The 12,752-nt window shown below is 70.5% G+C and carries 11 protein-coding genes and 4 tRNA genes; 5 read left to right on the forward strand and 10 right to left on the reverse strand.

Going from position 1 to position 12,752, the window contains the following annotated elements; all coding sequences use genetic code 11:
- Nucleotides 1-84 precede the first annotated feature (84 nt).
- The 9 genes from K8640_RS38945 to K8640_RS38985 all read right to left on the reverse strand — a co-directional run bounded on the left by K8640_RS38945 (nucleotide 85) and on the right by K8640_RS38985 (nucleotide 4,964).
- Nucleotides 85-160, reverse strand: a tRNA-Thr gene (locus tag K8640_RS38945).
- Nucleotides 161-186: 26 nt separating this feature from the next.
- Nucleotides 187-262, reverse strand: a tRNA-Gly gene (locus K8640_RS38950).
- Nucleotides 263-271: 9 nt separating this feature from the next.
- Nucleotides 272-355 (reverse strand) — tRNA-Tyr (locus K8640_RS38955).
- Nucleotides 356-430: 75 nt separating this feature from the next.
- Nucleotides 431-503: transfer RNA gene (locus K8640_RS38960), tRNA-Thr, on the reverse strand.
- A 128-nt stretch (nucleotides 504-631) separates the two neighbouring features.
- Nucleotides 632-1,438, reverse strand: coding sequence for a 23S rRNA (guanosine(2251)-2'-O)-methyltransferase RlmB (gene rlmB, locus K8640_RS38965; RefSeq protein WP_223751716.1), 807 nt, complete (start codon nucleotides 1,436-1,438; stop codon nucleotides 632-634).
- Nucleotides 1,439-1,443: 5 nt separating this feature from the next.
- The gene (locus tag K8640_RS38970) at nucleotides 1,444-1,893 is read right to left on the reverse strand and encodes a hypothetical protein (RefSeq protein WP_223751717.1); all 450 of its coding nucleotides are present in this window, start codon (nucleotides 1,891-1,893) and stop codon (nucleotides 1,444-1,446) included.
- Nucleotides 1,894-1,956: 63 nt separating this feature from the next.
- Nucleotides 1,957-2,952: a RimK family alpha-L-glutamate ligase gene (locus K8640_RS38975; RefSeq protein ID WP_223751718.1), complete on the reverse strand. Its 996-nt coding sequence runs from the start codon at nucleotides 2,950-2,952 to the stop codon at nucleotides 1,957-1,959.
- Nucleotides 2,953-3,036: 84 nt separating this feature from the next.
- Entirely contained in the window at nucleotides 3,037-4,320 is a 1,284-nt protein-coding gene (gene cglB, locus K8640_RS38980; protein ID WP_223751719.1) for an adventurous gliding motility lipoprotein CglB, read from the reverse strand.
- A gap of 251 nt (nucleotides 4,321-4,571) precedes the next feature.
- The gene (locus tag K8640_RS38985; RefSeq protein WP_223751720.1) at nucleotides 4,572-4,964 is read right to left on the reverse strand and encodes a hypothetical protein; all 393 of its coding nucleotides are present in this window, start codon (nucleotides 4,962-4,964) and stop codon (nucleotides 4,572-4,574) included.
- Nucleotides 4,965-5,051: 87 nt separating this feature from the next.
- Between K8640_RS38985 and K8640_RS38990 the strand changes: the two genes are divergently transcribed.
- The 4 genes from K8640_RS38990 (at nucleotide 5,052) to hrpB (ending at nucleotide 11,014) form a co-directional block, all read left to right on the forward strand.
- Nucleotides 5,052-5,690, forward strand: coding sequence for a HEAT repeat domain-containing protein (locus K8640_RS38990; protein WP_223751721.1), 639 nt, complete (start codon nucleotides 5,052-5,054; stop codon nucleotides 5,688-5,690).
- A gap of 34 nt (nucleotides 5,691-5,724) precedes the next feature.
- Nucleotides 5,725-6,429, forward strand: coding sequence for an HAD family hydrolase (locus K8640_RS38995; protein ID WP_223751722.1), 705 nt, complete (start codon nucleotides 5,725-5,727; stop codon nucleotides 6,427-6,429).
- A gap of 149 nt (nucleotides 6,430-6,578) precedes the next feature.
- Nucleotides 6,579-8,144, forward strand: a complete 1,566-nt coding sequence (locus K8640_RS39000) for a hypothetical protein (protein WP_223751723.1) — start codon at nucleotides 6,579-6,581, stop codon at nucleotides 8,142-8,144.
- A 305-nt stretch (nucleotides 8,145-8,449) separates the two neighbouring features.
- Nucleotides 8,450-11,014, forward strand: coding sequence for an ATP-dependent helicase HrpB (gene hrpB / locus K8640_RS39005; protein WP_223751724.1), 2,565 nt, complete (start codon nucleotides 8,450-8,452; stop codon nucleotides 11,012-11,014).
- 12 nt (nucleotides 11,015-11,026) lie between these two features.
- Here hrpB and K8640_RS39010 read toward each other — a convergent pair whose 3' ends face one another.
- A complete protein-coding gene (locus tag K8640_RS39010; protein ID WP_141332227.1) occupies nucleotides 11,027-11,503 on the reverse strand; it encodes a GNAT family N-acetyltransferase in 477 nt (158 codons plus the stop codon).
- 78 nt (nucleotides 11,504-11,581) lie between these two features.
- Here K8640_RS39010 and K8640_RS39015 point away from each other — a divergent pair, with 78 nt between their 5' ends.
- Nucleotides 11,582-12,751 (forward strand): MFS transporter, encoded by a 1,170-nt coding sequence (locus tag K8640_RS39015; protein WP_223751725.1) that lies wholly within the window; start codon nucleotides 11,582-11,584, stop codon nucleotides 12,749-12,751.
- Nucleotide 12,752 lies beyond the last annotated feature (1 nt).

Raw genomic sequence — 12,752 nt, forward strand, 5'->3', positions numbered from 1 at the left:
GGTCCACGTGTCCGATCGTGCCGATGTTCACGTGGGGCTTGTTACGCTCGAACTTCTCCTTGGCCATGACACTCCTCTAAAAAATGGAGCCCTGAACCAGGATTGAACTGGTGACCTCATCCTTACCAAGGATGCGCTCTGCCAACTGAGCTATCAGGGCTTGGCGATGCTATGAACTACAACGTTTGGAGCGGGAAATGGGATTCGAACCCACGACATTCAGCTTGGAAGGCTGACGCTCTACCAACTGAGCTATTCCCGCAATGCCGAGTGGAGGGAGATGGATTCGAACCATCGAAGGCGTAGAGCCGGCAGATTTACAGTCTGCTCCCTTTGGCCGCTTGGGTATCCCTCCAGAATTTTGAACCGCCGACTTCAACTGCCCCCGCACTGCTCGTCCCGGGCCCTCATCCGCGGCCCCGTCCTGCTTGGCCGGCGGCGGGACTTGAACCCGCGACCTACTGATTACAAATCAGTTGCTCTACCGACTGAGCTACACCGGCACTCATCGGCTCCTGCCCTACCCTACCTGCACCGAAGCCGTCAACCACCCGACTCCGATGTGCGAGGCGCGCCCTTTTAGAAGTCCCCATCACCCAAGTCAAGGAGATTGATCCCGGGTTCAGACCGACTAACGGGAGGAGCTGCTCCCCCGCTGGCGGGCGACCTCGTATAGCAGAATGCCGGCCGAAACGGACGCATTGAGTGAACCGACCTGACCCGCCATGGGAATCCGCAGGCGGTGGTCGCAGTGCTTGAGCACACCCTCCCTCACCCCTCCCCCCTCGGCGCCCACGACGAGGGCCAGGGGGCCGTCCAGCCGGGCGCTCCACATGGGCTCGGTCGCGTCCACGTCGGCCGCGGCCACCCAGAGCCCCGCCTCCTTCAGTTGCTCCAGGGCGCGCGAGATGTTCACCACCCGGGCGATGAGGCAGTGCTCCACCGCTCCGGCGGACGCCTTGGCCACCGTCCCCGTCACCTGGACGGCCCGGTCCTTGGCGATGACCACCCCATGCGCCCCGAGCGCATGGGCCGACCGGATGATGGCCCCCAGGTTGTGCGGATCCTGGATGCCGTCGAGCACGACCACGAGCGCGGGCCGCTTGCTGGCCTGGGCCGCGTCGAGGAGGTCCTCGAGTTCCGCGTACTTGAAGCCCCGGAGCTCCAGCACCACGCCCTGGTGCACGCCGCCGTCGGCCATCACGGCCAGCCGCTCGCGCGACACCTTCTCGACGCGGACGCCCGCGTCCCGGGCGCGGCTGAGCAGCTCCCCCGCGGCCTTGGCCGCGAGCTGTCCCTCCACGATGAACAACCGCTCGACCTCATCCGGCCGGGCCCGCAGGGCCTCGAGGACCGGATTCACCCCATAGACGTGCCGCGCGGAGGAATCTCCCCCCTCGCGCTCGCCTCGACCACCTCGGGAGGAACGCTCACGCATGGGGACTAGAGGACCTCGACAGGGACGGAGAGGGTCTTCTGCTGACGCGCGCAGATCTTCTCCGTGCAGATGAAGAAGACAAGCTTGGCGTCCACCGAGCCCTTGCCCGCGGCGGCCGCGGTGAAGGGGACCTCGAAGCGGGGGTCGGCGAACTCCTGACCCGCGGCCTTCTTGGAGACCGAGTCCTCGCGGCCCAGCTTCTCCTTGGCCACGGTGAGCTGGGTGCCCTTCACGTCCAGCTTCAGCGGGGCCTCCTCGGAGACATGCGCGCCGGACTTCGTCTTCACCGAGACCACGAACACGCCCTTCTCTCCCGCCTTCACCTGGGAGGAGGAGCCGTCGGTGGACACGTCATAGAGGCTGGCGGGGTCCACCTCGTTCGCGGACGCCGGGACCGCCCAGACGCAGGCCACCAGCAGGGCGGCGACGGAGGTGACGCTTCGGATGTGCGACATGGCTGGGTCTCCTGGATGCGGGGGTTGCGTATCACGCCTCGACGTGAGGTGCCGGGATTCTGTTCACGCGCCCTCCGAGCCGCTCCGCGGCGCACGGCTCGCGCGCTTCTTGCGCGGTGATGGGACGAGGGCACTCGCGAGCGGGCTCGGTGGGAGCAGGTCCGGCATCGACACAGGCTCCGCGCCCGCGACCAGCTCCTCGGCCCGGATGATGATGGGGGTGGCCAGGTCCATGCCCGTCACCGCCTCCATCTCCGGCAGCGCGGGAGAGCTGTTCACCTCGAAGACCTTGGACTGGCCCTGGACGTCCAGGAGGTCCACGGCCGCGACCTCCAGGCCCACCAGCCGGGTGGCCTTCTCCGCCGTGGCCCGCTGCCCCGGGGACAGGTCCATCTCCTCCAGACGCGCGCCCTTGATGAGCGTGTGGGCGAGCCGGCCCGGGCGAGGACGCCTGCGGACGGCCGCGATCGCCCTGCCGCCCACCACCAGCACGCGCACATCCTGGCTGGTGCTCTTCACGTACTCCTGCATCACCAGGTTGTGCCCCAGGCCCAGCACCGCCTCGAGCGCGGCCTCCAGGGACTGGAGGCTCTCGCACACCATCACCCCGTGCTTCTCCTGCCCCTGCAGCAGCTTCACCAGGACGGGGACACCGCCCACCAGGCCCACCATCTCCTTGAGCTGGGCGGCGTCGCGCGCCATCACCGTGGCGGGGATGTCGATGCCGTGCGCGGACAACAGCTGCAGCGAGCGCATCTTGCTGCGCGACTGCGCGATGGCCTGCGCGTGGTTCACCAGCGGCACGCCGTGGAGCGCGAACTGGTTCACCACCGCCAGGCCATAGGTGTTGATGGACTGGGCGATGCGCGGCAGCACCACGTCGGTGGGCGCCAGCTTCTTGCGGTCGTAATAGAGGGTGGCGCTTCCCCCTCCATCCAGGTGCATCTGCACCCGGAGAGGGTTGAGAACGCGGAGCTGATGCCCCCTCGCGCGCCCCGCCTCGACAAGACGTCGGGTGGACGGAATGGAAGCGGAGCGCGAGAGAAGGGTGACTTTCATGGGCAGGGGCGGCAACCGGGCCGGAGGCGGACGGGACCTATAATCCCCACCACCCCCGGGGTAAAGCCGCCCCCGGCCGCCTGCTCAGCGCTGACGGATGGCGCGGATCTCGATCTTGATGGGATCTTCCGGGCGCGAGTTCTTGATGCGGTCGCACGTGGCGCCGTTGAAGAGCACACCTTCGTCCGTGAGGCTCCACGTCCCATCACCCGCCTGGAGCCGCTCTTCCTCGACGTACACGACGATGAGCTGGGGGTTGGACGGCAGCTGCGGGCCCTTCAGGGGGATCAGGCACGGCTCGGGATTGATGACTTCCTTGCTGATGCGCTCGAGCGCCGCCGCGAGCTCCTCTTGGTTGCCCGCCTGGTAGAAGGTCCGGCTGCACAGGCCTGTCGCCGCGATGCAGGTGTCATTGGCGCCGCACGCCGTCGGGTCATCCGCGCAGGAGCGGGCGAAGCCACCCGCCGCGGCCATGGCCTGCAGCACCGCGGTGCCCTCGCCCGTCGCGGTCTCCGCGCCGAAGCCGATGACGATGGTCGTCACGCCCGCGGCCTTCAACTCCTGAACCGCCGTCACGGAGGCGTTCGTGTCCAGGCAGCCGCGCCGCTCGAAGGCGGTGCCCGCCGTGGAGCAACCGGTGGCGGAGATGGTGCACTTGCACTGGGCCGGGTTCTCCGCACCGGAGTACTCATTGGCCTCATTGCAGTTGGGCAGACCATCCGTCAGCAGGATGACGAAGTTCTTGCGGTCCGGGTCCTTCAACGCCTCCAGGCTTCCGACGAACCGGAGGCTGCCACTGGTGGGCGTGCCGCCGATGGGCTGCCCCGTGCCGAAGTTGGGGATGCCCTGGAGGATGGCGTTGATGGAGTTGGCGTGCTCGAGCAGCGAGCCGTCGTCCTCGACGGCGGGAAGGTCCTTGCGCACGGACGTCGCCGAGGCCTTGGTGCACGCCTCGACGCCCGAGTTGCCCGTGGCCTCCGGGTAGGTCGTCAGGCCGAAGCGCACGAACGGACCGCTGGTCGCGAGGAACTGGGGGACGGCGGCCTGGAGATCCGTCCAGCGCGTGGGGCACGTGTCCGTGGGGCACGCCAGCGACTGGCCGCACACCACCAGGTTGCCCTGGTTGTTGCGCACCATGCAGGTGGGCTCGCTCGGATTCACCGGCAGCGTCATGGAGCCGGAGACGTCCACCAACAGCATGATGTTGGGCTTGCTCGACAGGGCCGAGATGGTCTCCTCGACCGTCGTCTGCGCGATGGCGAGCGGCTCCACCGGCTCGAAGTCGTAGGACTGACAGCCCGTGACGACGCCTGCGAGGGCGCCCAGAGCAAGGGCGCTCAGGCTCAGGAGGTTCAACTTGGCGCGCATAGGTGATGAATTCCTTCTGCTTCTATGGGGGGACGCGGAGCTCCGCGCGGCCGGGCTCTTCAGGGGGACGGCTTGGGCGCAAGAGTAACGCGTGACTCCCCCTGGAGGCTACAGCCTCAAGAGGAGGGGTCCGAGGGTTCGGATGAGACTGCGAGGTTACAGCAGGAGCCGACGCGCCTCTTCGTCAGGCACACACCCGGAGCGGAGCAGACGACATTGTCGCCTGCCTGGCGCGCCTCGGGGTGGAGTGGCTAGAGCGACAGCGTGCGGGCGCCCTGCGTGAGGCGCCAGAGGGAGGCGAGCCCCATCACCTCGTCCAGGGCGCCACTCAGTGCCTCCGGCGGGTAGCCACACAGGCGCACCGTGGTGTCGCAGGCGATCAACCTCGCCCCCAGCGCCCTCGCCTCCTCCAGCATCTTCGCGGGGGCCAGCACGCCCAGCCTCTCACCTCGCGCGTGCTCCTCCTGCTCGCGCTCGCCGTCGGGGTGACCGAAGGTTCCGTCCACCCAGGCACGGAGGGCATCGAAGGCGAGGACGAAGTAGACCTCGTCCCCCATGGCCACCGCGGTGATGCCCATGGAGGCGGCCTGGAACGCCGGCTCATACGTGGCGTGCTGAAGAAAGAAGAAGACCCGTCCAGCCATCGACGAAGCACCTTACCGGGGTTCGAGTCCGGGCGGGCAAAAGGCGTATAACCCTGGACCTCCCCCCTCCCCTCGCCGAGGCGCCCCATGTCGACCCCGACCTCGCCGCCCCCCTCCACCTTCGCTCCTCGCGCCACGCGGGGACGACGATGGCGCGCCCTCGTGCTCGGCGCCGGACTGCTGGCCACCTCCGCTGGCTCCGCGCTGGCCTACTCCCGGGGCGCTGGCGAGCCTCCTCCCACGGCCACTCCTCCTCGCGACCTGCGCGCGCAGGTGGAGTCCCTGCTCGATGCATCCCAGGGCACACCGCGCGACGAGCAACTCCGACGGCTCGGGCCTCAGGCCGTGCCTGTCCTCAGCTCGCTGGTGATGGATGGCTCCGCGCCCTCGACGCGACGGGCCCGGGCCGTGGCCTCGCTGGCATTGGTGGACCCGACGCAGAGCGCGCACTCCATCCAGGAGGTGCTGGAGGACGCACGCGCTCCCGCGGACGTTCGCGCGAGCGCCGCGGGAGCCCTGGCGCGCTGCCTGGGAATCGACGCCATTCCTTCGCTCTCCGCCCGCCTCACGGACCAGCAGGAGCCCGTGCGGGAGGCCGTCGCCCTGGCGCTCGGACGGCTCGGCGGACAGCAGGTCCGACAGGCACTCGAGGAACGACTCCCCTTGGAGGAGCGTCCCCTCGTGCGAGAGGCGCTCCAGCGCGGCCTCAGCCTCGCGGAGCCGTGACTCGGCGCTCGCCTCGGCCCGAGCCTTCCGTTAGATGGGGTCCATGCGTCCCACGGTCCTCCTGTTCGATATCGACGGCACCCTCATCACCACTGGCGGCGCGGGCCGCCGCGCCATGGACCGTGCCTTCGAGCAGCTCCACGGCCGCCGCGATGCGTGCGACTCGTTCCCCATGTCCGGCATGACCGACCGGGGCATCGTCCGGAAGGCCCTGCGCGTCATCGGCGTCGAGGACACCGAAGCGGCCATCGACGCGGGCATCGCCGCCTACCTCACGCACCTGGCGGACGAGGTGCGGAAGGTCGACGCGCAGCGCTACCTCGTCTACCCCGGCATGCGCGAGGCCGTGCAGGCGGCGCGTGGCCTCGAGGGCTTCGCGGTGGGACTGGGGACCGGCAACGTGCGCGAGGGCGCTCGCGTGAAGCTGGAGCGCGTCGGCATCCATGACCAGTTCGCCTTCGGTGGCTTCGGCTGCGACCACGAGGACCGCGTGGAGCTCATCCGCCGGGGCGCGGAGGCGGGCGCGTCGCTGCTCGGGGTGCCTCGCGAGGAGTGCCGGGTGGTCATCATCGGCGACACCCCCAAGGACGTCGACGCGGCCCTGGGCATCGGCGCCGAGTGCATCGGCGTGGGGACCGGGACCTTCACCGCCGAGGCCCTGTTGAAGGCCGGCGCTCACGCGGCCTTCGCCGACTTCTCGCACCGCGACGCCCTTCCGACCTTGCTCGGCCGAAGCTGAGGCCCCCGCCCGCGCTCGGAGCCGAGCCCGGGCTGTGGTATCTCCCGCCGCCCTTTCGAGGAGCCCGCCGCATGTCATCCACGCTCGAGTCCTATGAGCTCATCCGCTTCGCCGAGGCCTTCGAGGCACGGCTCGCCACCGCGGGGGAGATGCTCGCTGGCCGCCCCGGCCTCGATGCCGAGAAGAGCTGGCTGGCCACCGCCCTGGAACTGGTGCGCACCACCCGCGCTCCCGCGGCTGGGGTCGTCGACCGGGTGAAGGACCTGCCCGAGCTCGATGAGGCCCGCGAGGAGTTCGCCTTCCACCAGCAAGGCCTGTGGGTCGATGCGCTGGAGAAGCTGCACGCGGGCATCACCTTCACCGCGAGCAGCCGCGCCCCCGTCATCGAGGCGCTCTTCCCCCACCTCAAGTTCGCCCAGCTCCGCCGCGCCCCCCGGGACACCATCTTCGAGTACGCGACCTCCTACGACCGTCGCACCCGCAGCGCCTACGTCACGCGCATCTTCGCTCGCGACGACTTCGCGCTCGTCCGGCCCGTGATGGAGCAGGTGGCCACGGCGCACGCCGCCTGGCGCTCCAGCCATGAGCCCGCGCCGCTGTCCCCGGAACAGGAGGCGGTGCTGCGCGAGGAACTGGTCAACCTCGGCCGCAAGCTGGAAGTGGCGCTGCGCCAGGCGCGTCTTCTCTCCGAGGCCGCGCTCGTTCCCGTGCCCAGCGTCCATGAGGCCGCGGCGCTCGGACTCAAGCCCAAGCGCCGCGCGGGACGCGGTCTCGCTCCGTCCGACGAGGGACTCGGCGCGCTCGACCTCGAGCCCTCGGACTCCATGGAGCCCACCGAGGCGGAGCTCGCCGAGGTCGCCGCGCTCGACTCTCCTCTCGAGGAGGGTGACGCGCCGCCCGCAGCTCCGCTCGAAACATCCGAGGTGGAGCAGCCGGCTCTCGATGAGCCCACTGGGGCAAGGGAGGGAGACTCCGCGGACCTCGCCATTGTTGACGATGGTGTGGCAGATGCAACCGTGAATGCCGATGTGGACTCCGCGGAACACGTGAACGGGCGCGCCACGGCTGCCGTCGTGACGGTCCCTGCCGCGACAGGTGGGCGCACAACGGCGGAGGAGCCCCGCGTGAAGGCGGGTCGCGGCCCCCGACGTGCTTCGGGTGCGGCCGAAACCGGCGCAGACACCGCCCGCGCTGCGTCGATGCCCGGTGCCCATCTCGATGCGGCCGACGCGGGGGCAGATGCGCCTCCCGTCGCTTCGACACAGGACGCTCGGCATGGCGCGACCACCCACTCGGGCTCCACTGAGGACACGGCCTCTGTTTCGATGGGTTCCGAGGAAGCGGCTTCAAGCCCGAGCGATGGAGCGGCTTCTTCCGAAGGGCCTCGCGGCTCGACGGGACGTGGACGGAGGCGTGAGGGCAGAACGAACCTGACGGCGAATGACAGCGCGGGTTCGGACGACGCAGGCACCTCGACCCCACGCGGCCGGCGAGGCACAGGCGCATCCCCGGGCGCCCCATCCGGTTCCGGAGAGGATACGGGTGGCACTCCTCGTGGCCGGAAGCGTGAGTCGAGCGACGACACCGAGGCCCCCCAGGAGCACCGCACTCGCGGTGCCCGAGACTCCGAGGCGGCTCGGGCGCAGGCCCCCTCCGTGCGGAAGAAGCGAAACGCGACGTCGCCTTCCGGCGGGGCGGGCAGCGAGACACCGTGAGCGAGCCTCCGCGCGCGTTGAGCGGAGACCGGACATGACGGATGCCGACCGCCCCTTCCAGCGGGCTTCTCCACATTGGCGAGGCCCGTTCACCCATGCGAGCCCAAGGCGTGCGCGAGAGCACTCCGGCCAGGATGGATGCCGCCCTTCCCCACTGCGTGCCGCACGCGCCATCGTGCGACGCCCCGTGAGCGAGCCCCGGCTCGCGCCTGAATGGATGCCGCCCTTCCCCACTGCGTGCCGCACGCGCCATTGTGCGACGCCCCGTGAGCGAGCCCCGGCTCGCCCCTGAGAGGACACCCGCCATGGCGGATGCCACCCTTCCCATCGACCCGCTCCTCCCGGAGATCGTCTCCACGCTGCGCGGCGCTCGCTCGCTCGTGCTCGAAGCACCTCCCGGCGCGGGCAAGACGACCCGAGTCCCGCGCGCCCTGCTCGAAGCTGGCCTCGGCGCGGGCAAGGAGATCGTCGTCCTCCAGCCGCGCCGACTGCCCACCCGGCTCGCCGCCCAGCGTGTCTCCGAGGAGATCGGCGAGCGCGTGGGAGAAACTGTCGGCTACCAGGTCCGCTTCGAGGATGTCCGCAGCGCGAAGACGCGCATGTCCTTCGTCACCGAGGGCGTCCTCGGCCGACGCCTCCTCTCCGACCCCACCCTCCGCGACGTCGGCATCGTCGTGCTCGATGAGTTCCACGAGCGCCACCTGTCCGCCGACATCTCCCTCGCGATGCTCCGTCGACTCCAGGAGACGCGTCGCCCGGACCTCAAGCTCGTCGTCATGTCCGCGACCCTGGAGGCCGAACCCGTCCGGGCGTACCTCGGAGGTTGTCCCTCTCTTCGCTCCCAGGGACGCCGCTTCGACGTGAGCGTCGAATACCTCCCGACTCCCGATGACCGGCACCTGGACCAGCAGGTCCTCTCCGGCATCAAGCGCCTGTTCACCCAGGGCGTCGACGGCGATGTGCTCGTCTTCCTCCCCGGCGCCGGAGAGATCCGCCGCACCCGCGACGCCTGCGCCGAGTTCGCCGAACGCCACGACACCGACGTCCTCCCCCTCCACGGCGACCTGTCCCCCGCGGAGCAGGACCGCGCCGTGCGCAGGAGCTCGCGCCGGAAGATCATCCTCTCCACCAACGTGGCCGAGACCTCCGTCACCATCGACGGCGTCGCCGTGGTCATCGACACGGGCCTCGCGCGCGTGGCCAGCCACTCGCCCTGGTCAGGACTCCCCACGCTCAAGCTGTCCAAGGTCAGCCGCGCCTCCGCCGTCCAGCGCGCAGGCCGCGCCGGCCGCACCCGCGCCGGGCACTGCCTTCGCCTCTACACCCAGCACGACTTCGACGGTCGCCCGGAACAGGACGCGCCCGAGATCCGCCGCATGGACCTGGCGGAGACCATCCTGTCCCTTCGCGCCTCCGGCGTGACCGACCTGACCGCCTTCCCCTTCTTCGAGCCACCTCCCACCGCCTCGCTCGACGCGGCGGAGACGCTGCTGCGTCGCCTCGGCGCGGTGGATGCCAAGGGGGCCGTCACCGACGTGGGCCAGCGCCTCCTGCGCTTCCCTGTCCACCCGCGCCAGGCTCGCATCATCGTCGAAGGCGAGCGACGCGGTGTCGGCGCCGACGCGGCCACCCTCGCGGCCCTCATGGGCGAGCGCGACATCCGCCGCGAGGCTCGCGCCAACCTCGGGGGTGGCCAGCGCGCCGCCGCCGTCGTCAGTGGCCCCTCGGATCTGCTCGAGCTCCTCGAACGCTTCCGCGAAGCCGAGCGCTCCAACTTCTCCTCCGGACGCCTCCACTCCCTCTCGCTCGAACAGGGCGCGGTGCAGTCCGTGGACCGCGTGCAGAAGCAGCTCCGCCGCGCCGTGCGAAGCCAGGGCGAGCGCCCACACCGACCCGAGGACGTGGAACAGGCCCTCATGCTCAGCGTCCTCGCGGGCTACCCGGACCGCGTCGCGCGACGTCGTCGACCCCGCGCGCCCGAGCTGCTGCTCTTCGGCGGCGGCACCGCGTCCCTCTCCGAGCTGAGCGTCGTCCAGGACGCGGACCTGATGGTCGCCGCGGACGCGGAGGAGCGCCCCGGCCGCGGCGCCGTGGTGCGACTGGCCAGCGCCGTGGAGCCCGAGTGGCTGCTGGACCTCTACCCGGAGACGCTCGAGGAGGTGGACACCCTCCAGTGGAACGCCGAGGCGCGCCGCGTGGAGCGCCTCACCCGCCTGTCCTACGGCAACCTCGTCCTCGAGGAGACCCGAACGCCCGCGCCCGCCTCCGAGGCCACAGCGCGCGTCCTCGTCGAAGCCGCGCTCGCCGCCGGCCCCGGCCGCTTCGCCGAGCCCGAGGCGCTGGAGCAATGGCGCACCCGCGTGGCCCTGCTCGCCCAGGCCTTCCCCGAGGCGAAGTTCCCCACCGTCGACGACACCTTCCTGCGCGATGCGCTCGCGTCCCTGTGCTCGGATGCGCGCAGCTTCAAGGACCTGGAGGGCGTCTCGCTGCTCGACGCGCTCTACGCGCGCCTCACCTCGGAACAGCAGCGACTGCTCGCCACACACGCTCCCGAGCGCGTCACCCTCCCGGGCGGCCGGGGCGTCAAGGTGAACTACGAGCCGGGCAAGCCGCCCTGGGTGGAGTCACGGCTCCAGGACTTCTTCGGGATGGCGCAGGGGCCCAGCGTGTGCGCGGGCCGCGTGCCGCTGGTGCTCCACCTGCTCGCGCCCAACATGCGCGCCGTGCAGGTGACGACCGACCTGGCGGGTTTCTGGGAGCGACACTACCCGGCGCTGCGCAAGGAGCTGGGGCGCAAGTACCCGCGCCACTCCTGGCCGGAGGACCCCAGGCACGCACAGCCTCCCGCGCCCCGTCCTCCGCGCCGCTGAAACCACGGCCACCTAGAAGCGCTTGCGCATCTCCAGGTGGTCGATGCCGCCCTCGAGGAACACGGTGCCCACCTCGGTGTAGCCGTGCTTCTTGTAGAACTCGAGCGCGTAGAGCTGCGCGTGCAGCATGATGCCCTTGACCCCGCGGCGGACCGCTTCCGCCTCCAGGGTCGTCAAAAGCAGCGAGCCCACGCGGGCCTTGCGATGCGCCTGCAGCACCGCCATGCGCCCCACCTGCCCCCAGGGGCCCTGCTCGCCCTCGGGCGCTTGAGGCAACATCACCAGCCGCCCCGTGCCGATGGCGTGGCCTCCCTGGTGGGCGATGATGTGGTACGCGTTCGCGTCCTCGGCGTCGCGCTCGATGCCCTCGGGGACGTGCTGCTCCTCGATGAACACCACCTCGCGGATGGCGAGCGCCTGCATGAGCTCCGCCTCGTCCCGGATCTGGGCGACGGTGACGGGCGCGGAAATGTCCGTGGAACTGGCCATGTCGAGGGCAAGGTACACAAAAGGCAGCGAGGTCAACAGGCGGAAAAGCACCCGGACATGTCAAGGTCCCAACCGTCCATGAGCCCCCGCCCCGTCGCCAGCCGCCTGCCGCTGGCGGGCTTCTACTTCCTCTACTTCGCCGCGGTGGGCATCGTCCTCCCGTTCCTGCCCGCCTGGTTCAAGTCGCTGTCGCTGTCCGCGACGCAGGTGGGGCTGCTCCTGTGCCTCAGCCCCTTGGCCTCCCTGCTCGTTCCGCCGATGTGGGGCCACCTCGCCGACCGCACCGGCCGTGCGTCCCGGGTCCTCACCGTGCTGGCGCTCGGCGCGGCGCTCGCCTTCGCGCTCGTGGGCCGCGCGCGGACCTTCGACACGCTCGTGCCGGCCATGGCGCTGTACGCGTGCTTCGTCTGCGCCTTCACGCCCCTCATGGACAGCCTCACCCTGCACCATGTCGCGCGCACCGGGGACAGCTTCGCGCACGTGCGGCTCTTCGGCTCCGTGGGGTTCATCACCTCGACGGTGCTCTTCGGCTGGCTCGTCACGGGCGTGAACGAGTGGGTGGTCCTGGTCCCGCTCGCGCTGCTGTCCGCGCTCGTGCCCTGGAGCTTCACCCTGCGGGACACCGCCGCGCCCAGCCGGGGCCTGAGCCCGCTGGCGGGCCTGGCGCTCCTGAGACACCCGGACCTGCGCTGGCTGCTCGCCGCCACCAGCCTGCATTGGATGGCGTGCGCGCCCTTCCACGGGACCTTCTCCATCCACGTCATGTCGCTGGGCCTGTCGCCCGCGGTGGTCGGCACGGTGGCGGGCATCGGCGTCATCGCGGAGGTGGCGGTGATGGCGTTCTACTCGCGCGTGGCCAAGGACACCGCGCCGCGCGTCGTGCTGGCCGTGGCCTTCGTCGCGAGCGCGGTGCGCTGGGGCGGCATGGCCCTGGTGTCGTCCCCCGAGGGCATGGTGCTGATAGCGCCCTTGCACGGGATGACCTTCGGCGCGTTCTACGTGGCCAGCGTGGCGTTCCTGTCGCGACGCGTGCCCCCGGAGCTGCGCGCGTCCGGGCAGGCGCTGTTCGCGGCGTTCACCTTCGGACTCGGCGGACTGGTGGGCTACCTGTCGTCGGGAGTGGGCTACGACTGGCTCGGCGGCCATCGGCTCTTCGCGGTGGCAGGCGTGGTGGAGTTGGTCGCCGCGGGCCTGGTCCTGCGGGCGTCCGCCGTGCCCGCCCCACTCTCCACGACGAGCCCGGGATGAT

The organism is Myxococcus sp. XM-1-1-1, from assembly GCF_020037095.1.
GTDB lineage: Bacteria > Myxococcota > Myxococcia > Myxococcales > Myxococcaceae > Myxococcus > Myxococcus fulvus.